At 62.5% G+C, this 23,858-nt stretch carries 22 protein-coding genes; 14 read left to right on the top strand and 8 right to left on the bottom strand.

Annotation, left to right across the window (positions count from 1 at the left end; genetic code table 11):
• The first annotated feature begins 30 nt into the window (after window positions 1-30).
• The 8 genes from B5P46_RS00820 to B5P46_RS00785 all read left to right on the top strand — a co-directional run bounded on the left by B5P46_RS00820 (window position 31) and on the right by B5P46_RS00785 (window position 8,389).
• The gene (locus B5P46_RS00820; RefSeq protein ID WP_129417025.1) at window positions 31-783 is read left to right on the top strand and encodes a GntR family transcriptional regulator; all 753 of its coding nucleotides are present in this window, start codon (window positions 31-33) and stop codon (window positions 781-783) included.
• Window positions 784-896: 113 nt separating this feature from the next.
• Window positions 897-2,075, top strand: a complete 1,179-nt coding sequence (locus B5P46_RS00815; protein WP_129417024.1) for an ABC transporter substrate-binding protein — start codon at window positions 897-899, stop codon at window positions 2,073-2,075.
• Window positions 2,076-2,138: 63 nt separating this feature from the next.
• Window positions 2,139-2,999 (top strand): branched-chain amino acid ABC transporter permease, encoded by an 861-nt coding sequence (locus tag B5P46_RS00810; protein ID WP_129417023.1) that lies wholly within the window; start codon window positions 2,139-2,141, stop codon window positions 2,997-2,999.
• Window positions 2,996-4,042 carry a branched-chain amino acid ABC transporter permease gene (locus B5P46_RS00805; RefSeq protein ID WP_129417022.1) on the top strand — a complete coding sequence of 349 codons (1,047 nt, stop codon included), beginning with the start codon at window positions 2,996-2,998 and terminating at the stop codon, window positions 4,040-4,042. Before B5P46_RS00810 ends, B5P46_RS00805 begins: the two co-directional genes overlap by 4 nt.
• Window positions 4,039-4,788 carry an ABC transporter ATP-binding protein gene (locus B5P46_RS00800; RefSeq protein ID WP_129417021.1) on the top strand — a complete coding sequence of 250 codons (750 nt, stop codon included), beginning with the start codon at window positions 4,039-4,041 and terminating at the stop codon, window positions 4,786-4,788. Before B5P46_RS00805 ends, B5P46_RS00800 begins: the two co-directional genes overlap by 4 nt.
• The gene (locus B5P46_RS00795; RefSeq protein WP_129417020.1) at window positions 4,785-5,507 is read left to right on the top strand and encodes an ABC transporter ATP-binding protein; all 723 of its coding nucleotides are present in this window, start codon (window positions 4,785-4,787) and stop codon (window positions 5,505-5,507) included. The genes B5P46_RS00800 and B5P46_RS00795 overlap by 4 nt, the downstream gene beginning before the upstream one ends.
• Window positions 5,508-5,709: 202 nt before the next feature.
• Window positions 5,710-6,573, top strand: coding sequence for a glycerophosphodiester phosphodiesterase (locus B5P46_RS00790; protein WP_206735294.1), 864 nt, complete (start codon window positions 5,710-5,712; stop codon window positions 6,571-6,573).
• Window positions 6,574-6,730: 157 nt separating this feature from the next.
• Entirely contained in the window at window positions 6,731-8,389 is a 1,659-nt protein-coding gene (locus tag B5P46_RS00785; protein ID WP_129417128.1) for a GGDEF domain-containing protein, read from the top strand.
• 48 nt (window positions 8,390-8,437) lie between these two features.
• On the opposite strand, the gene B5P46_RS00780 is transcribed toward B5P46_RS00785, so the two are convergent.
• The 7 genes from B5P46_RS00780 to B5P46_RS00750 all read right to left on the bottom strand — a co-directional run bounded on the left by B5P46_RS00780 (window position 8,438) and on the right by B5P46_RS00750 (window position 15,626).
• Window positions 8,438-9,247: an inositol monophosphatase family protein gene (locus tag B5P46_RS00780; RefSeq protein ID WP_129417018.1), complete on the bottom strand. Its 810-nt coding sequence runs from the start codon at window positions 9,245-9,247 to the stop codon at window positions 8,438-8,440.
• Window positions 9,247-10,251: a LacI family DNA-binding transcriptional regulator gene (locus B5P46_RS00775; protein WP_129417017.1), complete on the bottom strand. Its 1,005-nt coding sequence runs from the start codon at window positions 10,249-10,251 to the stop codon at window positions 9,247-9,249. The genes B5P46_RS00780 and B5P46_RS00775 overlap by 1 nt, the downstream gene beginning before the upstream one ends.
• A complete protein-coding gene (locus tag B5P46_RS00770) occupies window positions 10,235-11,014 on the bottom strand; it encodes a glycerophosphodiester phosphodiesterase (protein WP_129417016.1) in 780 nt (259 codons plus the stop codon). Before B5P46_RS00770 ends, B5P46_RS00775 begins: the two co-directional genes overlap by 17 nt.
• Window positions 11,011-12,069 (bottom strand): ABC transporter ATP-binding protein, encoded by a 1,059-nt coding sequence (locus B5P46_RS00765; protein ID WP_129417015.1) that lies wholly within the window; start codon window positions 12,067-12,069, stop codon window positions 11,011-11,013. The genes B5P46_RS00770 and B5P46_RS00765 overlap by 4 nt, the downstream gene beginning before the upstream one ends.
• Window positions 12,069-12,911 carry a carbohydrate ABC transporter permease gene (locus tag B5P46_RS00760; protein ID WP_129417014.1) on the bottom strand — a complete coding sequence of 281 codons (843 nt, stop codon included), beginning with the start codon at window positions 12,909-12,911 and terminating at the stop codon, window positions 12,069-12,071. Before B5P46_RS00760 ends, B5P46_RS00765 begins: the two co-directional genes overlap by 1 nt.
• Before the next feature lie 2 nt (window positions 12,912-12,913).
• Complete coding sequence (locus tag B5P46_RS00755; protein ID WP_129417013.1) at window positions 12,914-14,215, bottom strand: carbohydrate ABC transporter permease; 1,302 nt, start codon at window positions 14,213-14,215, stop codon at window positions 12,914-12,916.
• Between the two features lie 64 nt (window positions 14,216-14,279).
• On the bottom strand, window positions 14,280-15,626 hold the full coding sequence (locus B5P46_RS00750) for an extracellular solute-binding protein (protein ID WP_129417012.1): 1,347 nt from the start codon (window positions 15,624-15,626) through the stop codon (window positions 14,280-14,282).
• Between the two features lie 247 nt (window positions 15,627-15,873).
• On the opposite strand from B5P46_RS00750, the gene B5P46_RS00745 reads away from it, so the two are divergent.
• Window positions 15,874-16,332, top strand: a complete 459-nt coding sequence (locus B5P46_RS00745) for a YbaK/EbsC family protein (protein WP_129417011.1) — start codon at window positions 15,874-15,876, stop codon at window positions 16,330-16,332.
• Between the two features lie 84 nt (window positions 16,333-16,416).
• Complete coding sequence (locus B5P46_RS00740; protein ID WP_129417010.1) at window positions 16,417-17,439, top strand: Tim44 domain-containing protein; 1,023 nt, start codon at window positions 16,417-16,419, stop codon at window positions 17,437-17,439.
• 121 nt (window positions 17,440-17,560) lie between these two features.
• Here B5P46_RS00740 and B5P46_RS00735 read toward each other — a convergent pair whose 3' ends face one another.
• A complete protein-coding gene (locus tag B5P46_RS00735) occupies window positions 17,561-18,592 on the bottom strand; it encodes a hydroxyacid dehydrogenase (RefSeq protein WP_129417009.1) in 1,032 nt (343 codons plus the stop codon).
• A gap of 276 nt (window positions 18,593-18,868) precedes the next feature.
• Between B5P46_RS00735 and B5P46_RS00730 the strand changes: the two genes are divergently transcribed.
• The 4 genes from B5P46_RS00730 to B5P46_RS00715 all read left to right on the top strand — a co-directional run bounded on the left by B5P46_RS00730 (window position 18,869) and on the right by B5P46_RS00715 (window position 23,781).
• Window positions 18,869-19,468: a HupE/UreJ family protein gene (locus tag B5P46_RS00730; RefSeq protein ID WP_129417008.1), complete on the top strand. Its 600-nt coding sequence runs from the start codon at window positions 18,869-18,871 to the stop codon at window positions 19,466-19,468.
• Between the two features lie 296 nt (window positions 19,469-19,764).
• Window positions 19,765-20,343, top strand: a complete 579-nt coding sequence (locus B5P46_RS00725; RefSeq protein ID WP_129417007.1) for a GbsR/MarR family transcriptional regulator — start codon at window positions 19,765-19,767, stop codon at window positions 20,341-20,343.
• Window positions 20,344-20,347: 4 nt separating this feature from the next.
• Window positions 20,348-22,093 carry a thiol reductant ABC exporter subunit CydD gene (gene cydD, locus B5P46_RS00720; RefSeq protein WP_129417006.1) on the top strand — a complete coding sequence of 582 codons (1,746 nt, stop codon included), beginning with the start codon at window positions 20,348-20,350 and terminating at the stop codon, window positions 22,091-22,093.
• On the top strand, window positions 22,090-23,781 hold the full coding sequence (locus tag B5P46_RS00715; protein ID WP_129417005.1) for an amino acid ABC transporter ATP-binding/permease protein: 1,692 nt from the start codon (window positions 22,090-22,092) through the stop codon (window positions 23,779-23,781). The genes cydD and B5P46_RS00715 overlap by 4 nt, the downstream gene beginning before the upstream one ends.
• Window positions 23,782-23,858 lie beyond the last annotated feature (77 nt).

The following is a 23,858-nucleotide window of genomic DNA, read 5'->3' as shown; positions in this document are numbered from 1 at the left end:
CGCGGACCCCAAATTCGGATGGAACGGGAGATGGTTGCGGAAAAGGGAACCGTGGATCGCAAGCGCGACAGCCAGGCCTTGAAAGGCCTTCTTGGCGTGCGTAATCTCGTGCTTGGCGGCGGGGTCTCGCCGGGCGAACGTCTTTCGGAAGTCTGGCTCGCCGAAAAGCTCGGCATTTCGCGCACACCGCTGCGCGCTGCGCTTGCGCGTCTCGAACAGGAAGGCCTGCTCGAGCAGATCCCCTCCGGCGGTTACGCCGTGCGCGGTTTCACCACCGCGGATGTTTTCGACGCCATCGAGCTGCGTGGTGTGCTTGAAGGCACGGCAGCGCGTCTCGCCGCCGAACGCGGTGTCACGCCAGCCAAGCTCAAGGCGATCAAGGGTCTGATCCTCGAGCTCGACAAGTGCTTTCGCGATCGGCCGGAGGACATGCTGTTTGCCCAGTATGTCGAGCTCAATGCGGAATTCCATTCCATGCTTGCAGGCCTTGCGGGCAGCGAGATGATGCGGCGCGAGGTGGAACGGGCGACGCAACTGCCCTTTGCCTCGCCGAGTGCGTTTCTGGAAAAGCAGGAGGACGTGCTCGCCTTCCGCCTGTCGCTGGTGCATGCGCAGCGTCAACACCGCGACATCGTTTCGGCGATCGAGATGCGCGAAGGCACCCGCGCCGAGGCGCTGGCGCGGGAACATGCGCGCCTTGCGCGGCACAATCTGGAATTCGTCATGGAAGAGGATCGCAGCCTGATCACCCGCGTTCCGGGATTGACGCTGATATCGACGTGAGACGCGGCCGGCGATCGAGGGCGAGGAGGCCCTCCGGCTGACCGACGAGAGTGCCGATGGAGAAAGAGGAGGCCGGCGGACGCGTGGATCGTCGGTAAAAGGAGGAGAAAGCCGTGATTGCCAGAAGAAGTCTGATCGCCCTCTCTGCAGGGTTTGTCATGTCGGCCGGCCTTGGCCTGCCGTCCTACGCCGAGGATACATTCAAGATAGGTCTCATTCTGCCGATGACCGGTCCCTTCGCATCGACCGGCCGCCAGGTGGAGGCCGGCGCCAAAGCCTATATCGCTGCGCATGGCGACACCGTCGCCGGCAAAAAGATCGAACTCGTGGTGCGCGACGATGCCGGCACAGCCGACCAGACCCGCCGTATCGCCCAGGAACTGATCGTCAACGACAAGGTCAATACGCTTGCCGGCTTCGGATTGACGCCACTGGCGCTTTCCGTCGCGCCCGTGATCACGCAGGCCAAGGTGCCCGCCGTCGTCATGGCCGCCGCCACCTCGTCGATCACGCAGGCGTCGGAATATTTCATTCGAACCAGCGGCACCCTGCCGCAATATTCGGTGCCGGTCGCGCGCTGGGCGCATGAAAACAATATCAAGAAGGTCGTAACTCTCGTGACTGATTACGGCCCGGGCATCGATGCGGAAACCTGGTTCACCAAGGAGTTCAAGGCAAAGGGCGGTGAGATCGTCGAGGCCGTGCGCATTCCGCTGCAGAACCCGGATTTCGCGCCTTTCCTGCAGCGTGTGCGCGACGCCAAGCCGGATGCGGTCTTCGTGTTCCTGCCATCCGGCGTCGGCTCGCTGTTCATGAAGCAGTTCGTCGACCGCGGCCTTGCCGAAGCGGGCATCAAGCTGATCGGGACTGGCGACATTACCGATGACGACATCCTGAACGGCATGGGCAAGCCTGCGCTCGGCACCATCACCGCGCATTTCTACGCGGCTGCGCACGACAGCCCGGAGAACGCCGAATTCGTCAAGGCCTTCAAGGCCGCCAACAACAATATGCGCCCGAACTTCATGGCGATGGGCGGTTATGACGGCATGCATGCCATCTATGCCGCGCTCGAAGCCACCAAGGGCGATGCGGACGGCGCGGCGCTGATCAAGGCGATGAAGGGCCTTGCCTGGACGAGCCCGCGCGGGCCGATCTCCATCGATCCGCAGACCCGCGATATCATCCAGAATATCTATATGCGTGAAGTCAAGGACGTGAACGGCGAACTGCAGAACGTCGAATTTGCGACCTACAAGGATGTGAAGGACCCGGTCAAGGCCGGCCAGTAAGCTTTACGATAAGATGCGGCGGAGGCAGCTCCGCCGCTTTGCTCCTGGAAAGTCGGGTTTGTCATGCTGACTATTCTGTTCGACGGCATCGCCTATGGAATGCTGCTGTTCATTCTCGCCTGCGGATTGACCATCACGCTTGGATTGATGAATTTCATCAACCTCGCCCATGGCGCTTTCGCTATGGCGGGCGGCTACATCACCGTCGTTCTGATGAACAGCTATGGCGTTTCCTTCTATTGGTGTTTGCCGATCGCCTTCCTCGCAGTCGCGCTTGCCGGCCTGGTTCTGGAGCGCCTGCTCTACCGGCATCTCTATTCCAAGCCGCATCTCGACCAAGTGCTGTTTTCCGTCGGCCTGGTCTTCATGTCGATCGCCGGCGCCTATTATTTCATGGGCGGCCAGCAGCAGATGATCCAGCTGCCACAGGAGCTCTCCGGCCGCTGGGATCTCTACGGCGTCGGCATCGGCCGCTACCGGCTCTTCATCATCCTTGTCTGCGTCCTTCTGACGATCACGCTGCAGCTCCTGCTGACGAAAACCCGTTTCGGCAGCCAGCTGCGTGCCGCTGTCGATGACGGACGGGTTGCCCGCGGGCTCGGCATCAATGTCTCGGCGGTCTTCGCGCTGACCTTCGCCGTCGGCTCAGGCCTTGCCGGCCTCGGCGGCGCGATGGGCACCGAGATTCTCGGGCTCGATCCGAACTTTCCGCTGAAATTCATGATCTACTTCCTGATCGTGGTGACCGTCGGCGGTACCTCCTCGATAACAGGGCCGTTTCTTGCCGCCCTCCTGCTCGGCGTCGCCGATGTCGCCGGCAAATATTACGTGCCGCAGATCGGCGCCTTCGTCATCTACGGCGTCATGGTCGCCGTGCTTCTCCTGCGTCCGCATGGGCTGTTCTCGCGGGAGGGTGGCCGATGAGCGACGCGCGCAGCGAAGCGAGAAAACGCGCTATCGAACAGCTTCGCCGCGGCAACGCCTGGCGGCTCTACGAGATCGTCCTCTGGATCGCGGCGGTCGCTGCCATCTTCGTGCTGCCTTCGAAGATGCTGCTGCTCACCGAAATCGCCATCACCGCGCTATTTGCCTTATCCCTTGATCTGGTGCTCGGTTATGCCGGCATCGTTTCGCTTGGCCATGCCGCCTTCTTCGGCCTCGGCGCCTATGCTGCAGGTCTCTTTGCCAAATATGCCATCACTGAACCCGTCACCGGCCTCTTTGCCGCAGCCGCGGTCTCCGGCCTTGCCGGCTTCGGAGCGAGCTTCCTCGTCCTTCGCGGCTCCGATCTCACGCGGCTGATGACGACGCTCGGCATCGCCTTGATGCTCGCCGAACTCGCCAACCAGATGGCATGGGTGACAGGCGGCGCGGATGGCCTCAGCGGCGTCACCATCGGGCCGATCCTCGGCCTTTTCGAGTTCGATCTCTGGGGCCGCACCGGCTATGTCTACAGCCTCGCTGCACTCTTCGTCCTGACATTTGTCGCACGGCATCTGGTGAATTCCTCCTTCGGCCTGTCGCTGAAGGCGATCAAGGCCAATCCGATGCGCGCCGCGATGGTGGCCATTCCGGCGAGGAACCGGATCATCGTCATCTATACGATCGCCGCCGCTTTTGCAGGCATTGCCGGCGCACTGCTGACGCATACGACGAGTTTCGTTTCGCCCGATGTCCTCGCCTTCCATCGCTCGGCGGATGTGCTTCTGGTCCTGGTCATCGGCGGCGTCGGTTATCTCTATGGCGGCATCATCGGCGCGGTCATCTTCACCGTGCTGCGCGACTGGCTCTCGGTCTCCACGCCGCAATACTGGATGTTCTGGATCGGCCTGATCCTGATCGCCATCGTGCTCGTCGGCCGCGAGCGCATCGCCCGCTGGCACACATTTCTGCCGGCCTCGTTGCAGGCCGGCATCAAGCGGCTCGCGACATGGCGGCCTGGCGTGAAGCTGAAAGAAAGCCGATGACCGTCGCCCTTGAAACCCGCAACCTCGTCAAGCGTTTCGGCGGCTTCACCGCCACCAACGATGTCTCGCTGACGATCGAAAGCGGCGCTCGTCATGCGCTGATCGGCCCGAACGGTGCCGGCAAGACCACACTGATCAATCTGCTGACCGGGGTATTGAAGCCGACCTCCGGACAGGTGATCGTCGACGGCGAGGATATCACCGGCCTTTCCTCGCACAGGCGCGTGCGGCGCGGTATCGCCCGCACGTTCCAGATCAACCAGCTCTTTTCGGGCTTTACACCGCTGGAATCGGTTTTGCTGGCGATCAATGAACGGGACGGTTTTGGCCGCTCCGCCTGGCGCCCGCTCGCGGCCCATCTGGATGCGACCGGAGAGGCCGTGGACCTGCTGGAGCGTTTCGGCCTTTCCGGGGTCATGGGCGAGAAGACCGGCCGGATTGCCTATGGCAAGCAGCGGCTTCTTGAAATCGCGCTTGCCTTTGCGAGCCAGCCGCGGGTGCTGCTGCTCGACGAGCCGGCGGCCGGCGTCGCCGAAGAAGAGCGCAGCGAGGTACTCGCCATCGTCCGCAGCCTGCCCGCCGAGGTGACGGTGGTGCTGATCGAACATGACATGGATCTCGTCTTCTCCTTTGCCGACCGCATTTCGGTTCTGGTCGCAGGCGCGGTGATGGTCGAGGGAACGGTCGGCCAGATCGCCGCCGATCCGCGCGTCAAGGCGGTCTATCTCGGGGAGGATGGGGCATGACGGCGCTTTTGCGGATCGACAGGCTCGTTTCCGGCTACGGCGAGGCCCGGGTTCTCGGCGGTGTGAGTTTCGAGCTCGATGAAGGTCGGTCCCTGTCGCTGCTCGGCCGCAATGGTGCGGGCAAGACGACGCTGGTCGATACGATCGTCGGCGTCACCACCCATCATTCCGGAACGATCAGCTTTGCCGGCGCCGATCTGACGCGCATGCGGCCGGAACGACGGGCCGCCGCCGGCATCGGCTGGGTGCCGCAGGAGCGCAACATCTTCAGGTCGCTCACCGTCGAGGAGAACCTGACGGCGATTGCCCGCCCCGGCTCATGGTCGGTCGAGCGCGTCTATTCGATGTTCCCGCGGTTGAAGGAGCGGCGCTTCAATCGCGGCAACCAGCTTTCCGGCGGCGAGCAGCAGATGCTGGCGCTCGGACGGGCGTTGATGCTCAATCCGAGGCTGCTGCTGCTCGACGAGCCGCTCGAAGGACTGGCGCCGATCATCGTCGACGAACTGCTGGCGGCGCTCCGGAAGATCATCGACGGCGAAGGCATGTCGGCGATCATCATCGAGCAGAAGGCGCGCAAGATCCTGCCGCTGACCGATCACACCGTGGTTCTGGAGCGTGGCCTTGTCAGCTACGCCGGCGAGAGCGCGATCTTGCTGGCCGACAGCGAAATGTTCGACAGGTATCTGGCGCTCGGCGACCATAAGGCCGCTCCTGCATAATATCTTAAATCGGAATCGATTTGAGGATAAAATTATGCAGGAATTCAAAGTGTTACAGCATCCTTTGTGCGTCTGAAAAGACGCGCGGCGCTGTAGCCCGACCTGACGAAAACTTTCCGGCACCCCGATGAAAGCCGTATTCGGCCCTTGATAATCACGGCTCGTCAAGGCAGGAAAGTGGCATCGCGGAGACTTGGTGCAAATGACGAGATTGCTGGATGCGCAGGGGCTGGAGATTTCGCATGAGGGGCATCGCACCCGCCTGAAATGGCACCGGTTGCGCAAGCGGTTTTCCGACCCGCTGTTTTCCGCCGAAGTGATGGCTGAGGGCTTTGCGGCGGGCGCCTCGATGGAGCTCGATCTGCGCGTCCGCGCCGACGGTGGTTTCGTCGTGCTGCACGACAAGGAACTCGAAGGCGAGACGACAGGACATGGACCGGTCGCCGAAAAGAGCGTCAGTGACCTCAGCGATATCAGGATGCAAGAGGGCGACCGGCCGCTGATCCTCAGCGAGGATCTGGCTGCCATGATGCAATCGACTCATCCAGCCGCCTTGCTGCAATTCGACATGAAGGACGACTACGAAGCGATCGGCGCCAGGGGCGTCGCGCATCTGGCCACGCATTTCCGCGATATCGCCGCCTCGGTGATCGTCAGCGGCGACAGTCTCGACCTCATCGTCGCGGTCAAGGAGAAGCTTCCCCATCTCCTGCGCGGCATCGATCCGACCAACAAGCTCTACGATATCAGGAAGGCCAGCGGCTGGAAGGCGGTCGAGACGGAATTGCGCGCCGACCTGCGCGGCCCGACCGAACCGGACACGATCTATCTCCACTGGCCGCTGATCCTGGATGCCGCCAATCAAGGTCTCGACTTGATCGCGCTCTGCGAGGACGAAGGCAAACGCGTCGATGCCTGGACCTTCACCCTGACGGATCCGGAGGCCGGTTTCAACGAAGAGGAATGGCGAGGCTTTTCGGCGCTGATGGCCCTGAAGCCGGATCAGATCACCACCGACGAGGCGCCGGCGACAGAACGCGCCTGGCGCCGGCGGATGACGGCTTAACCGGCGGGTTTTACGGCAAAGGACGCCGCAGCATTTTGAATTGCTGCATCATGCCGAAGGTGTGGGAGATTTCGATAGCGTATTTCCGGGCTTGTCGCGTGCTTTTTGCAGTTTGCATCATTTTAAACTTCTGATGCTATCCATACCCAGCAGAGAAATGTTGGTGTTCGATAATATGCAAGGCGTTGATACCGAAGCAATTACTCAGCAAACAAATCCCAACTTACAAGAAGCGTGGCATCTTGGGTGTACAGGCCGTTCGCTTGACGCACTCACACTGGCCGGCGAAATCCTTGTTGATGCCGAGGCGCGGGGCGACGATCGCCTCGCCGCTCAATGCGACACCGACATTGCCTGGTATTGTTTTCAAATCGGCAAGGCCGAACTTGGACTGACGCATATCCGGCGGGCGGTAGACTTCTGGAAATTGAACGGGGAGCACAAACAGGAAGCCTGCGCCCGGGCGTATTTTGGATGGTTGCTCTTGGAACTGGGATTGCCGGAGGAAGCGATCGAAGAAGCGACCCGCGCGTTGGATCTGGCCGACAAGACTGCAGACTTGAAAGCGCAAAGCCTGGCGACCAACGTCATTGGAATTATCTTCTGGTACAACAAGCAGCCCGACCGGGCCATCTTGATGAGCGAGAGGTCCGTCGCACTCGCCAGATCGATCGGCAACAAGACTTATGAAGGCTGGTGGCTCATCAATCTCGGCGGCGCTCATTCGGAAGGCGCATATATCGCGGAGGCGCTCGGCCGGCCGGAGGAAGGACGCCGGATGCTGGTCAGAGCGCTGGAACTGACCGAACAGGCGCTCGACATCGCAACCGAGACCGGCGACAGCTGGGCTGCTCGCATCTGTCTCGGCAATAAAGCCGAGTTCCACAGTCACCTGGGCGAACATGACGAGGCGCTCCAGTGCATGGTCCGCTACCGGCTATTCCAAGAGAACAGCTATATTAGGGACAGGCAGCAATATCTCTACACCCTGGGCCAGATCTACAACAATTCCGGAAAATTCGCGGAAGCCCTGTCGCCGCTGCTCGAGGCGACGGAGCTGATCGACGACGGCGGTAGTTTCGATTCCTGTATCCAGATCTATCTTTATCTGTCGCAGGCCTATGAAGGGCTGGGACAGTTCGATCCGGCGCTGGCGGCCCATAAGAAATACCACCAGGCCTATTTGCGCAATAGCGCCGAGAGAACCCAGCAGCGCGCACGTCTCGCCGAAATCTACTATGAAACCAAGCGGTTCAAGGAAGTTGCCGAAACGGAGACGAAGCGCGCGGAAACGCTGGAGGCGTCCTATCAGAAATTGCAGGAGCAAACCGATATCCTTGCCAGTGCCGTCTATCTGGACACGCTGACCGGGCTCTATAACCGCAAATATCTCGACAGCCGCTTTAAGGAACTGACGTCTGAGAAGCGTCCATATTCCATCGCGATGTTGGATGTCGACCACTTCAAGTCGATCAACGACAACTTCTCTCACATGATCGGCGACCGGGTCCTGAGTACCATTGGAGCCATATTGCGCAGCCAGTTGCGCATTACCGATCAGGCAGTTCGCTTTGGCGGCGAGGAATTCGTCGTCCTGCTCGCCGGCGCTCCCCGAGGCGCCGCCGATGTCTGCGAAAAGCTGCGTTCGGCCATTGAACAGTGGGACTGGTCCGAGATCTGCAACGGGCTGCACGTCACCATCAGCATCGGTGTCGCCAGTACCCTGTCTGCCAAGTCTCCGAACGAGATTTTGGCGATCGCCGATCAGAATCTCTACACGGCTAAAAAGAGCGGCCGCAATCGCGTTGTTTCGTAGCGCTCGCAGTTCCCCAATCGGGCGGATCGCGTCTCTGGGACGGTGTATCTATAGCCCCTCGATGTCGAGGATGAAGGCGAATTCGCCGGCAAGCCCCGGCGCGTGGGCGATGACGGGTCCGCCCTGCGCAAGCAGCTTGTCGACCGGCGGCATCGCCACCATCGCGCCGGCCTCTTCGGCGATCAGCGCGCCGGCGAGCATGTCCCAGGCATTGAGGTGGCGTTCGTAATAGAGATCGGCAGCACCCTCGGCGACGCGAACGAGGTCGATGGCGGCCGCGCCCATGCGGCGATAATCCATGCCGCGTTCGTGGAGCCGCCGCGAGAGCGCGAGATGATCGTCGAAGCTCGTCTTGCGGGAATGGCCGAGAATGACAAGCGCATTGGCCGGATCGACAGTCGCAGCCGCATGCACCGGAAGACCATCCTTGAAGGCGCCGCCGCCGCGGACGGCGTGAAAGACTTTGTCTCCGGCCGCGTCGTAGACCACGCCGATCTCGACCTTGCCACCGACGACGAAGGCGATCGAGACGCCCCAGTGCCGGAAGCCTCTGATATAGTTGGTCGTGCCGTCGATCGGATCAACGACCCAGGTGCCGCCCCCGCCCGATCGTCCGCCGCTCTCTTCGCCCATGAAGGTGTCATCCGGAAAGCGCGAGAGCAGCCCCTCGCGGATCGCCTGCTCGGCCCTCCTGTCGGCGATGGTGACGAAATCCTGCAATCCCTTGTTCTCGACGGCAAGCGAGCCGAGGTCAGAGGCGTGCCGAAACCGGGCCGTTTCCCGCCCGACCTCGAGGGCAACGATGATGGCGACCTCCGCCCGTGCGCGGATGGCAGCGGCGTCGAATGCGGAGTTCATCAGGCAGTCCTTCTTCTGATCAGTGTCACCGGCGTGAATTCGACACGCGCTGTCAGGTCCGGCTCGACTATGCGGCTCATCAGCAGGTCGACCGTCTTTTCGGCCTGGAGGTCGCAGGGTTGGCGGATGGTGGTGAGATCGTAGGCGGTCCAGCTCGCCTGAGGAATGTCGTCATGGCCGATGATGGAGAGCGGCGGCGCATCATCGCGGCCTCGACCCTGCATGACGCGGTCGATGACGCCGCAGGCCATGTAGTCGTTGGCGCAAAACAGCCCGTCTATCCCGGACGCGGCAAGTTCGGCTGCCGCATCATAGCCGCTCCGGTAGTCGTTGATCCTGACCTGCAGGAACTGCGCCTCGACGCCGAGCTGCTTGCAGCGCGCGATGAAGGCCTCGCTGCGCCGCCGTGCCGTATAGGATATGGTGGGAGCCGCCATGACGGCGGGCTTTCGCACGCCGCTGTCGATCAGGTGGGTGGCGGCGAGATGGCCGGCCATGCGGTCATCGGAGATGATGCGGTCGACGAAGGGGATATCGTTGCCCTTGTTGATCAGCACGATCGGCACGCCTTCGGCCGCACATTGCTCGCAGATCTCGGTCGGCGGTGCGTCCGAGGTGACGATGACGCCCGAGACGGCGTAGTGCAGCAGCTGGCCGATAACCGTCGAGGTATCGGCCTCCGGCGAGGTCGGCAGCAGGATGGGGCGGAAATTGCGGGCGATCAGCACTCTCGCCAGATTCTCGATCTGCAACGTGCGGAACGGATTGTCGAGGCCGGCGGCGACGACGCCGACGAGATCGGAGCGTTTGTTGGTCAAGCTTCGGGCAAGATAGTTCACCCGGTAGCCGAGTTCCTTGGCGGCCTGATAGACCTTCTCGCGCGTCTTCGGCGAGACGCTGGCATCCGGCGTGAAGGCGCGCGACACGGCAGCGCGCGAGACGCCGGCCACGCGCGCTACGTCGAAGGAGGTTGCCTTGCGCGGTCCCTTATCCCTGTCTGCCAATCGCATTTTCCTTGACTGCCGACGGCCGCATCAGATCGGGCAGATCCGTGCAGATGCCGAGAACCGGAAGCTTCATGATGTCATCGAGAACGGCCGGCCGCTCCTCGTGCCAGAGCACGATCTCGCGGCCAGCATCGAAAGCGCGGCGCATCAGCGCGTCGGTCACCAGATCCTGCGGACGTTCGCCTGCCCTCTCCCAACACAGATGTAGGATATCGGCGCCGGCCCCGTCGCCGAGCGCGTGCGGATCGTGGCCGACCCGGATCAGCACCGAAAGTGGAAAATCGCAGGCCGCGTCGCTAAGTTCGCGCACCTGTGCCGTGTCGAAGGAGCCGAGACAGGCGAAACGCTGCTTCATCTCGGCAAGATGCCGCCAGCAGCGCATGCCGGTCCCAGGCGCCTTGAGTTCGACATAGAGGCCGGTCCCGGTCTCGCGGCCGAGCGCGGCCACCTCCGAAAAACTCGGCACGTCGACGCCGTCGAGGGCTGCGAGCTCTGCCGCGGTCATCTCGGAAATGCGGCGGTCGATGCCGAAGACGCGCTCGAGATGGTCGTCATGCGAGACGACGACCACGCCGTCGCGGGTCAACTGCGTGTCGAGCTCCCACATCTCAGCGCCGAGTTCGGCGGCGCGGCGGAAGGCTGCAATCGTATTCTCACGTTCATGGCCGCTGGCGCCGCGATGGCCGATGCAAAAGGGAAGCCGGCCCTTGCCCGATGGCCAGCCGTAACGCTCGAAAAACGCTGAGAAATCGCGGGTCATCCGAGCCTCCTGCCATTTTCGTCGAAGACGAATATGCCGCTGCTGTCGATCGCCCAGCGGACCTCGTCACCGACGTGAATATCGCTGCGTACCGGCTGGATGGAGCGCAGCAGCGGTCCGCCGGCAAGAGCCACGTCGTAGAGGTTCTCGCGGCCCTGTGTTTCGGCAAAGGTGACCTTGCCCGGCACGGCGATGTCGCCTGTCGGCGTAAAATGCTCCGGCCGGACGCCGAGCATCAGCTTCGTGCCCTCGGCGGCACCGACAGAATCCGGCAGCGGCACGCGGATCTCGCTTTCCGGGATGATGAAGGCGCCCTTGTCCACGACGCCGCGCAGGAAGGTGATTGGCGGATTGCCGAGAAAGCCGGCGACGAAAGCGGTCTTCGGATCATTGTACATTTCGGCCGGCGTGGCGATCTGGACGATCTCGCCTTCCTTCATGATGGCGATGCGGTCGCACATGCTCATCGCCTCGACCTGGTCGTGGGTCACGAGAATGGCGGTGATGCCGGTTTCGCGTTGCAGGCGGCGGATTTCCGAGCGCATTTCGAGGCGCAGCTTGGCGTCGAGATTGGCGAGCGGCTCGTCGAGCAGCAGTACATCGGGCTTGCGGATCAGCGCGCGCGCGAGCGCCACACGCTGCTGCTGGCCGCCGGAAAGCTCGGCCGGCCTGCGGCCCATCAGGTTGCCGATGTGAACGAGGGCGGCGATACGGTCGACTTCCTTGCGGATTTCGGCGGCCGGCATGCCCTTTACCTTCAGCGGAAAGCCGATGTTTTCGGCAACCGTCATGTGCGGATAGAGCGCATAGGACTGGAAGACGACGCCGACATTGCGGGCTTGGCTCGGCAGATCCGTGACGTCGCGGTCGCCGAAGAGGATGCGTCCGCTGGTCGGCCGATGAATGCCACAGACCGCGAAAAGCGTCGTCGATTTGCCGCAGCCGGAAGGGCCGAGCAGCGCCAGCATCTCGCCATCGCCGACTTCGAGCTGCATGTTTTCGATGACTTTGGTGGAGCCGAAGCTCTTCGAAAAATTGTCGAGGAGGATGCGCATCAGCCTTTGCTCCCGCCGCCATAGATGTTCATGAGGTATTTGTTGAAGAGCGCGTAAGCGATCAGCACCGGAACGAGGTAGAAGACGCCGACCGCTTTGAACATGTTGAAGTCATAGTTGTTGTCGTCGGCGAGGAAGGCCGCGAGATAGACCGAAAGCACCTGCACTTGGTTGCCCGGCGCCAGCACTTGCGGCAGGATGAATTCGCCCCAGCCGGAGAGGAAAGAGAAGAGGCCAAGCGCCATAATGCCGGGCTTGACCTGCGGCAGCACGAGGCTGCGCCAGACGCGGAAACGCGAGGCGCCGTCGACGACGCCGGCCATTTCGATTTCCCAGGGCACGGTGTCGTAGAAGCCCTTCATCAGCCAGATGCCGAGCGGCAGGTCGATCGCCGCCTTCACCAGGATCACGCCGATCAATGAATTGTAGAGGCCGATCATCTGCAGCACGATGAAGATGGCGATGATCAGCGTCACCGACGGGAAGGCATGCAGCACCATGACGCCGGCAAGGAAGAAGCCGCGTGCCGGCACGTTCAGTCGTGACAGAACATAGCCCGCCATCGACGAGACGATAAGCACGAGGCTGGTGGTGCAGGCCGCAAAGAGCAGCGTATTCACAGTCACCTGCCAGATGTTCGCCTTGCCCCCTGTCGTCTGCCAGAGGAAGCGCCAGTGATTGAGCGTCAAGCCCGAAGGCAGCAGCGCGTCCGCCTGCTTCACCGTCACAGTGTCGAGGAAGAGATAGAGATACATCAGGAGCAGCGGCAGGCTGACGATAGTCAGCGCCGTTATGACAGGCCAGCTGCGGTAATTTGCCGAGGGCTGCGATCGTTCGGCCATGGTCAATCCTCGATCAAGGGCTTGGCGACAAGCGTGCCGTAGCTGAAGACGCGCAGATAGAGGAGCGACAGCATCACGCCGATGACGACGAGCACCAATGCCATGGCGGCACCCAACCCGTATTCCAGGTTGCCGGCATAGTTCCTCAGCGCAGTGTGATAGGCGGACAGCGCCCAGACCTCGGTCGCATTGCCCGGTCCGCCATTGGTCGCGAGCAGGATTTCATTGAAGGAGGCAAGCAGCGACAGCGTCTGATAGCAGGTGACGAAAAGGATTGGCCAGCGCATCTGCGGCAGGATGATGTAGCGGATCTGCTGCCAGCGGGAGGCGCCGTCGACCTCGCTCGCATAGAACTGGCTTTTCGGAATGGCCTTCATCGCCGAGGAGAAGACCAGCATGCCCATCGAGGCGCCGATGAAGCCGTTGATCAGCACGACGAAGAGCCAGGCGTTATAGGCGTTGTCGAGCAGGTAGTTCTTCGGCGGATAGCCGAACTTGCCCATCAGGATAGAGATGAATCCGCTGTCCCAGGCGAGCCACTTCCACAGCATGACGTAGATGACGACGGGCGTGATGCGCGGCAGGAGCCAGATGCCTCGGAAGATCGAGGCAGGCGTTGGCGGCATGTAATGCGTCAAGATGGCGAGCAACAGCGCATAACCGACATTGAAGAGCATCAGCACCAGCGCGACGTAGAGCACGGTATTGAAAAGCACACGCGCCATGTCGGGCGAGGTGGCCATGCGTGAGAAATTGTCAGTCGTCCAGGTCCAGCCGGTATAGGTGACCTTGGCGACGGTTTCCTTCTGTTCCGGCATCAGCTCGAAACCCAGACTATCCAGTGCCGAAAAGAGCTGCTCCTTGCTGTCGAAACGGGTGTTGAGGACGGAGCGGTTAAACTGTTCGGAGATCTGCTTGACCTCGCGTGTCGAAGGTCGCTCGGCAAGATCCTTGATCATGCGCTCGACGTCGCGGCGTGTCGGGAAGACCTCGCCTATATGTTTGGCGCGCAATTCCGCGGCAATCCCCGGCGCAAGCCCGAGGCCCTCGACGGCCGTGAGGCCTGCATCGTCGATCGTGTAGCGCGGTTCGGCCATCTCGGCTGCGATGTCTGGCATCGCCGATTTCAGCGCGATCAGGGAATTGGGCGCGATCTGGTAGACACCGCCTGATATGCCGGTCGCCGTCGTCATGTTGGTCATCGAGAAGACCGCGGTCAGTACCACCGGCATCAGGAAGAACAGGACGATCATGATCGCCGCAGGCGCGATCATCACCAGTCCGAGCGTTCTGGACGATTTCATGGAAGCCCCTCATCGCGAACCGACCGGGCGGCGGTGCTGCCGCCGCCCGGAGAGTGCTTCGATCTTAGCGGATGACGATCTTGTCGCCGAGCGTGCTTTTCAGCTCGCTCTCGGCATCGCCAATGGCGGCGTCTACGGTCTTGGCGCCGGTCCAGGATGCCTCGAGGTTCTTCCACATGATGTTCCAATATTTGCCGAAATCGGAATTGTTCGGCATCGCATTGGCATGCGGCAGCAGGCGCTCGGTGGCTTCGCGGGTCCAGCGGTCGGCCGAGTAGAAGTCGACGGTGGATTCCGACTTGGAGATGCCGAGATGGGCTGATTTGACCGCATGCAGCGCGTTGGTGCGCGGCTCGGAGGCGATCTTGACCAGTTGGGCGGCGATCTCGGTGTCTTCCTGGTCGTGACCTGCGGTCAGCAGGTAAACGAGCGGATGGGTGAGCGTGTTGGCCTTGCCGCCTTCGCCGGCGGGGATCAGCGTGAAGATCACGTTGCCGAAGAAGTCCTTCAGGCCTTCCTGGTTGACGAGGCGGGCATAGTGCCAGGTGCCGCCGTCCCAGATACCAGCCTTGCCGGTGGCGACTTCCTTCCACCACTGATCGCCCGGCATGCCGATATGGTTCTTCTTGGTGACGCCTGCCTTTACGGCATCGGCGAAGAACTGATAGGTGCGGGTCATCGCGGCTTTGTCGAAAACGAGCTTGCCGCCTTCTTCCATCGTGCCGCCGAAGCTGGTGTAGAACTGCCAGTAATCAGGGCCGTTGCTGGTGCGCGGATAAAAACCGTAGCCGGCCTGAACAAGGCCCTTGTCCTGCATCTTCTTGGCGTCTTCGAGCAGGTTCTTCATGGTGTACTTGCCGTCCTGGACGCTCTGCGGCAGGGCGTCCAGATCGGCATCGCTGTAACCGATCGCCTTCATGTAAGGCTTCCAGAAGAACATCGGGCGGGATTCGGCGTCCTGCGGGATGCCGTAGACGGTGCCGTTGTAAGAGGCGATCTGCAACAGGTTTTCATAGATGTCGCTGAGCGGCCAGGAGTCGAGATCGACATAATCTTCGATCGGAACGATAAGGCCTGCCTGCGACCAGGGTGCGATGTCTTCATGGCCGCTGACGACGATGTTCGGGGCAGTCTTGGCTTCGGCGGCAAGGGTCAGCGCCTGCTTGAAGTCCTCCCAGCCCGAATAAGGCTTCTTTTCGACGGTGATCTTCAGCTCTTCGCCCTTGAGGGCGGCTTCGCGCTGCAGCTGCTGGGCTGCGATCTCGATGGCGTCGAGGCGATAGACGTCGTTCGGGCCGGTGCCGCCGGCCCAGACGCTGATGTGAACATCCTTGGCAAGTGCAATTGCAGAGGTCGAGGCCAGGATGGCGGCCGCGACGGCAAGCGATTTCAGTGTCGGCAAAATGGTCATCTTCTTCGTCTCCCTGGAAGAGCAGTGTGAGGCCTCTTGACGGGTCAGCACTGCTGATGATGACCGCTCCGAAACCCCACGAAAACGTGGCGTATCCCGCTCTAGGGGTTGAACGTAACGGCCGAATGACAAAAATGAGCACGTGTGCAAAATTATTATGACGATGTCCGCAGGACTTGCAAGCGGCGGTTTTTGACAGGCGCCTTTTACGCTTCAAATTGCGTATTTCCTGGGCTAGCATCGCGTCATGAGCCTTGAATCTGTCCGCGCCTTCCTGCGCGCCCACGCACCCGATATCGAAATCATCGAAACCGCCGAGAGCTCCTCGACGGTGGCGCTTGCCGCTGAAGCCCATGGCGTCGAGCCGGCCCAGATCGCCAAGACGATCTGCCTGCGTGTTGGCGAGCGGATGATGCTGGTCGTTGCCGGCGGCACGGCGCGGCTCGACAATCGCAAGTTCAAGGACACCTTCGGAGCCAAGGGGCGCATGCTCGATGCCGAAGAGGTTGTGGCAGTCACCAGCCATCCGGTCGGCGGCGTCTGCCCCTTCGGCCTGCCTTCGCCGCTCCCTATCTATTGTGACATCTCACTGAAACGCTTCGATGAAGTCGTGCCGGCGGCCGGCTCGACGAACTCGGCCGTGCGCATCGCCACCGGACGGCTGGCAGAGCTAACCGGCGCCAGTTGGGTCGACGTCTGCCAGTAATGGCGCCGAAGAGCTTCACACGGCGGAAAGAGTCCCTATATTACATCTCGACATACCGTGATTGCGCATGACAGGAGATCAGGAATGCCGAGTGCCGTTTCGCGTTTTGCCAAGATCGCGGCCATTGCCGCTCTGACGAGCGCTACCGTTTTTGCTTCCCTTGACGATGCCGAGGCGCGCCGCGCCGGAAGCGGCGGTTTCGGAAGCCGCGGCACGCGCACCTTCCAGGCACCGCCTGTCACCAGCACCGCGCCTGGAACCGCAGCACCGATCGAAAGGTCGATGACGCCACGTCCGCAGACCACCGCGCCTGCTACCGCGCAACAGCCCCTCGGCGCTCAGCGCCCCGGTTTATTCGGCGGATTCGGCCGTTCGATGATCGGCGGCCTGATTGCCGGCGGTCTTCTCGGTATGCTGCTCGGCCACGGTTTCGGCGGCGGCTTCGGCTTCCTTGGCATGTTGCTGCAGATCGCCTTGATCGGCGGCGCCGTCATGCTCGCCATGCGTTATTTCGCCAACCGCCGCCAGCCTTCCTACGGCGTCGGAGGCCCGAGCCGATCCCCTCCACAATCCTATAGCCAGCCATCCTATAGCATGTCGCCTGCCGGCAACTCGTCCTTCCAGATCCCGGCGATCGGTTCGGGCGCCGGTTCAGCTTCGTCCTCGCGCGGCAACCGCCCGAGCGACGAGATCGGGCTGGCGCAGGCCGATCTCGATCAGTTCGAGGAACTGCTGACCCAAGTGCAGACCGCCTACGGTGCCGAAGATTACGGCACGTTGCGTCGCCTGACGACGCCTGAGGCCATGTCCTATCTTGCCGAGGAACTCGGCGAAAACGCCACCAACGGCGTGCGCAACCGCGTCTCCGACGTCAAGCTGCTGCAGGGCGATATTGCCGAGGCCTGGCGCGAGGATGGTCAGGAATATGCGACGCTCGCCATGCGCTATTCCTCGATCGATGCCATGGTCGAACGCGACAGCGGCCGGATCGTTTCCGGCGACGATCACCACCCGAGCGAAAGCACCGAGGTATGGACCTTCGTGCGCAAGCCGAGCGCCGACTGGAAGCTCGCCGCGATCCAAGGCGCCGAGCAGCGCGCCGCCTGAGTGGCGCGCCTCTTCTGGCCTAGAGCGGTTCAGCTTTTAACGGAAGCGCAGAACCGCTCTATCCTTTTGTTTTTACGCAATTCCGGACTGAAAACCGCTTCGCACTTTTCCTGGAATTGCTCTAATTCACCGCGACCGGTTTGGAACGCATGCGCGAAACCGTCTCGCGTTCCGCCCGCTTGCAGCGCATCGGCGGCAGGCCGCGATCCATCAGATCCATGTCTTCGAGCACCATGTCGCCCATCTTCTTGAAGGCGCTGTCGAGGGCGCCAGCCCTATGCGCCGAGCGGATGAAACCTTTCAGGCTCCGCACCGGATGATCGGGCGGCAGCGGTTCCTCAGGGTAGACGTCGCTCGCCGCGACGATGTGGCCTGACGAGACGGCCGCCATCAGTGCATCGAAATCGACGACATCGGCGCGGCTGAGAAGGATGAAGGCCGCGCCCCTGCGCATGCTGGCGAAAGCCTCGGCGCCGAGAAATCCCCTGTTCTCGCTGGTGACGGCGGCGGCGACGAAGACGAAATCGCTCTTCGTCAGGACATCTTCGAGGCTCGCCGGCTCGACGCCGTTTTCCTCGAGGATCGATTGCGGCAGCCAGGGGTCGAATACCCGGATGCGCGCCCTGAAGCCGGACAGCACCCTCCGCAGCGCCTTGCCGAGATCGCCGAAGCCGACGATGCCGATCTCGGAGCCGGCGATCAGCCGCGCACTTGCATTCCCCTCCCCTCCCCAGAGTTCGTTGCCTTGGCGAAAAGCGACATCCGCATCGACGATGCCGCGCGCCAAGGCCAGCGCGAAACCGAGACCGATTTCGGCGACCGGCTCCGCAAAGACCTGGCCTGTGGTCACCACATGGATGCCGCGCTCAAAGAGCACCTCATAGGGCATGTTGTTGAGAAGATTGCTTTCGACATTGAGGATCGAGCGCAAGGCCGGCATACGTCCCAGCGTGTGCGCCGAAAGCGGCGGCTGGCCGATGATGTAGCGTGCTCTGTTAAGGATATCGTCGCCGAGCCCGGCGATATTCTCTGGATCGGCCTCGACGATCTCATATTTCGCCTGCAATTGGGCGCGCGCCTTGTCGCTGAAAATCAGATCGAGCGTGCGCGGCTCGGGGGCGCTGATCGCCAGCGGCCGTTCGATATTCGTCATGGCGTCTCCTCCATCACGGCGGTCTGCGCCGTCTCTGCCGGACGATTGATAGCCTCTGCGGGGGACCGTTTCCAGTTCGATCTTGAGTCGCTGGGGCGCTGGGAGGCGCTATCGAAAGCGGCATCTGCCTATCAGATAAGCAATTGAATTGGCTCGGTATTTCATGGCATTTTCGTTGACGGGGCGAATTCTTTGAACTAGCGTGATGCACGCGACTTGGAACCGTACCTGTGTTCGGCGGCCGCAGGATATTCGAAAACTCACGAGGAATGAGCAATGAAATCAGCACTCAAGAGCGGTCTGCTTGCCTTGTCTGCCGCAGCGATTCCAGCCGTCGCCTATGCCCATCCCGCCATCGGCGAAGCTGCCGGCTTCAGCCATGGCTTTGCCCATCCGATCTCTGGCCTCGATCATGTCCTCGCCATGGTGATGGTCGGTGTTTTCGCATTTCAGCTCGGTGGCCGCGCCACCTGGCTCGTGCCGACGACCTTCGTTCTGGTGATGGCACTCGGTGGTGCGCTCGGCGTTGCTGGGATCAATGTTCCCTTCGTTGAAACCGGCATCGCGCTTTCCGTCGTCGTCCTCGGCGCCGTCGTTGCGCTCAACGTCAAGGCGCCGCTGGCCGCAGCGCTCGGCATGATCGGTCTCTTCGCCGTCTTCCACGGTTATGTACATGGCGCCGAAATGCCGGAAAATGCCGGCGGTGCCGCCTATGCCGCCGGCTTCATGGCCGCGACGGCGCTGCTGCATGTCTCCGGTCTCGCTCTTGGTTACGTCATCGGCCGCGCCGGTGAACGGCAGGGCGTCTTCGTGACGCGCACGGCAGGTGGCATTGCCGCCATTGCTGGCGTCGGCATCCTGGCCGGCTTGATCTGAGCCGGACGGCATTCCTGAACGAAAACTGGGCAGCAGCGGCGGCCTAGACATCTCAATCCGACCAGAACGCCCGGCAGGCAAGCGCATCGCCGGGCGTTTCTGTGTCATCGTTGCAAAGTGCTGTGGACTTGACCCAAGTCAAATCCAGCCACGTCGCACCAGGCTATATCTAGCCAACGGTCAACGAACGGACATCCAAATTGACGCAGGCATGCCTTGCCGATTGCCGGCGAGACGCGAAAGTCAGTATAGTGATTTCAGAAATTTCTGAAATCACAGACGCAACGGAAACGACCATGAACCTTCCGCCTCTCGTCCAGTCCTTCGTTCTCCACTTCGGCGAAATGGGGTCGCGCTGGGGAATCAACCGCACGGTCGGCCAGATCTATGCCCTGCTCTTCGTCTCGCCCGCGCCGGTCTGTGCCGAGGAGATCGCCGAGTCGCTCGGCATCTCGCGCTCCAATGTTTCGATGAGCCTGCGCGAACTGCAGGCCTGGAACCTTGTCATCCTGAAACACAAGCCGGACGACCGCCGCGATTTCTTCACCACGCCGGATGATGTCTGGCACATATTGAGGACGCTTGCCGAGCAGCGAAAGAAGCGCGAAGTCGATCCGACGCTGTCGGTCCTGCGCGAAATCCTGATGCAGCGGCCGGCCAGCGACGCCGAGCGCCATGCGCAGCAACGCATGAGCGAGATGCACACGCTGATCGAGCAGCTGACACATTGGTATGAAGACGTAAAACAACTTGAAACAGAAAGGCTCGCAACGTTACTCTCGCTGGGCGCGAAAGTGACCAAGCTTCTGGAGGCCAAGGACCGGGTCGTTTCGCTCGGCCGCAGCCGCCGGCCAAATCCTGCGAACAAGAGTTAGCGCCATGGGCACTGCTTTCTTCGACGCGAAGGATAGACAAGAGGCCGAGCCGTTGCCGGACGGCGATACGGTCTCGCCTGTCACCGGCCCAGATGATGCGAAAGGCGGGCTGCGCAGAGCGGCGATGCTGCAAGCGCTGGCCGCTGCCGTCTGGATCCCGCAGGCCGGGTTGCTGGCCATCTCGGTCGGCCGCATCGCTGATGGCGGCGGATCGCATGACGTTCTCTGGCCAGCCCTCGGCATCCTCGCCCTCGGATTTGCAAGAAGCTGTCTCGACGCGGCCGGCGGTCGCCTGGCTTTTCAAGCCGCCCGCGCCGAACTCAGCCGCAGGCGGCAGATCGCCGTCGCGGCAGTGTCCATGTCGTCGCCGGTCGATCGCGGCCGGCCTGCCTCCGGCAAAGCCGCAAGCGTCATTGGCGAACAGGCCGAACTGATCGTGCCCTACCTCGCCCGTTTTCAGCCGGCGCGGATGAAGGCGAGCCTCGTGCCGTTCGTCATCCTTGCCTTCATCCTGCCGGTCTCCTGGATCGCCGCTCTGGTTTTGCTGTTCGCCGCGCCGCTGATTCCCATCTTCATGGCGTTGATCGGCTGGCGTGCTCAGGCGGCCAGCGAAAGGCAACTCGTCGCGACCGGCGGCCTCAACGGCTTCCTGCTCGATCGGCTGCGCGGACTGGCGACCATCCGTGCGCTCGACGCAGTCGATGCAACGGCGCTACGGCTGCGTCGCGAGGCGGAGTCGCTGCGTACGCGCACCATGGCGGTGTTGAAGATCGCCTTTCTGTCCTCGGCGGTGCTCGAGCTTTTCGCCGCCCTCGGCGTGGCGATGATTGCCGTCTATGTCGGCTTCAGCCTGCTTGGCGAAATCCGCTTCGGCACCTGGGTAGGCCGGCTCGACCTGACCGAGGGACTGTTCATCCTGCTGCTTGCACCGGCCTTCTTCGAACCGCTGCGCGAACTCTCGGCTGTCTGGCACGATCGGGCGGCCGGCGAAGCGGCGCTGAAATCCCTGGACGCCCTCGCTGCCGGCGGCCTGTCGATCCGAGGAGCAGCCGAAGTCGCACCAGCAGCATCTGCCATCACCGAAGCGCCGGCCATCCGTCTTGAGAATGTCGATTTCCGCTACAACGCCGCCGAGCCGTTGATCCTTGACGGTTTCAACCTCGATATCGCCGCCGGCGAACATCTGGCGCTTCTTGGCGCCAGCGGTTCCGGCAAGTCGACGCTTCTTTCGCTCATATCAGGGCTGGCGCCCTGCACCGGCGGCCGTATCGTCATCGGCGGCATAGAGCTTGCGGATGACAGCGCCCACGCCTTGCGCGCCAGCATGGCATGGATCGGCCAGAGGCCGCATATTTTTGCCGGCACCATCGCCGGCAATATCGCGCTTGGCAGGCCTGGTATCCTGCGCGGCAACGTGACGGATGCGCTCGACGCCGCCAGGCTCGGAAAAGTCGCAGCCGCCTATGGCAACCGGCCGCTCGGCGAAGGCGGGATCGGACTTTCCGGCGGCGAGGCGCTGCGGCTTGCGATTGCGCGGGCGGCCTGCAATCCGCATCTGCGGATCATCCTCGCCGACGAGCCGACCGCACATCTCGACGCCGCCACCGCCGCCGAGGTGATCGAGAGTCTGCTTTCGCTCGCCAGGGGCCGCACTTTGATCGTTGCGACCCACGATCCGCTGCTTGCCGCCCGCATGCATCGCATCATTCGCGTCGATGCCGACATCGTTATGAGGGAGGCCGCCGAATGAGCGGATTTGCTGCCGACCTCAAGCCGATCCTGCGCCTGTTCCTTGCCGAGCGCCGGCGTGCGCTGCTGCTTGGCGCAGCACTTTCGGCAGCGACGGTAACTGCCGGTATTGCCCTCCTCGGCCTGTCCGGCTGGTTCATCACCGCCACTTCGCTCGCCGGCCTTTCGGCCGCTGCCGCCATCACCTTCGACGTTTTTGCGCCGTCCGCCGGCATCCGCCTGCTCGCCATCGTCCGTACGGCCGCGCGCTACGGCGAAAGGCTTGCGACCCATGACGCAACGCTCGGCGTGCTCGCCGCCCTGCGCGAAAAGCTGTTTCGCGGTTTCGCCGAACCGGCCGCGGCTCGCGCGCTGTTGCATCGTCCCGCACGGCTGCTCTTCCGGCTGACGGCCGATATCGATGCGCTCGATTCCCTCTACCTGCGCATCCTCGTGCCGGCTGCTGTCGCGATCGGTGCAGCACTGGCGGCAAGCCTCGTGCTGGGGCTGATGCATCCCGTGTTCGGCATGTGCTTCGGCCTTTTTCTCGCCGGTGCCGGCCTTGCTCTGCCGTCGATCGCTGGCCGGGCGGCGCGCAAACATGCCCGCCAACGCGCCCATGGCATCGAGGCGCTGCGGTCGCGGACGATCGATCTCGTCGCCGGTCAGACCGATCTGCTGATGGCCGGCCGGCTTGCCGCACAGAGGGAGACGATTGCCGCGGCAGACCAATACTGCGCCCGCGCCGACGACCGGCTGAACCGCGTCGAGACCGGCCTGACATTCGGCTTCAGCCTCGTATCCACCCTGCTGCTGACGGCATCACTGCTTGCCGTCGCGGCACTTGCGGAAGCGAAGGTGATTACCGCTCCTGTCGCCGCACTCGGCCTGCTCGTCGCCTTTGCGGCAGTCGAACCCTTCGCAGCGCTGCGCCGTGGCGCCCTGGAACTCGGCAGGACGCTGCTTGCTGCAAGGCGCATCGCGCCGCGGCTTGCCGTCGCGGCGGCACCCGAACCATTGGCGGCGCCGTTGCCGGGATACGCCTTTTCGCTGGCGAAGGTGTCGGCCTTCCATGAAAACTCCGCCGTGCCGGCGCTCCAGGGCATTGAGCTCGCGCTTGCACAAGGCGAACACCTAGCCATCATCGGCAGCAGCGGCGCCGGCAAGTCGAGCCTGCTTGCTCTCCTTTCCGGCGAATTGCCGGCAAGGACAGGAAGTGCTGCCGCGATGACGGCGACCCTGCTGACGCAGCGGACGGAGCTCTTCGAGGACAGCCTGCGCGGCAACCTCTGTCTCGCGAACCCCGATACGAGCGAGGGCCGCCTTCGCGAAGCACTCGCCGCTGCCGGCCTGCTTGCCGATGTCGAGGCCATGCCGCGGGGGATCGATACGCCGCTTGGCGAAGGCGGGCTCGGACTTTCCGGCGGCCAGTCGCGCCGGCTGACGCTTGCCCGGCTCTTCCTGCGCGACACACCGCTCTGGCTGCTCGATGAGCCGACCGAGGGCCTCGACGGCGTCACCGCCCGCGACGTGCTCTGCCGGCTGTCGGTAATGGCGGCGGGCCGTTCGCTGGTGATTGCCACGCATATCCGCCGGGAGGCGGCGATCGCAGACCGCATCGCCGTCATCAACGGCGGTCGCATCACAGAAATTTCGCGCCGCGGAGAGGCAGCGTTCGAAAAGGCGCTCGACCGGCTTCGGCCGGACTAGAGCATGATGCCGAAAAGTGTGAGCGGTTTTCGGACGACATCATGCTCTACTTCTTTGATTTAGATACGGATTCAGAT

It is taken from the genome of Rhizobium leguminosarum, from assembly GCF_004123835.1.
GTDB lineage: Bacteria > Pseudomonadota > Alphaproteobacteria > Rhizobiales > Rhizobiaceae > Rhizobium > Rhizobium leguminosarum_M.
This window is presented reverse-complemented; position numbering and strand designations above follow the sequence as displayed.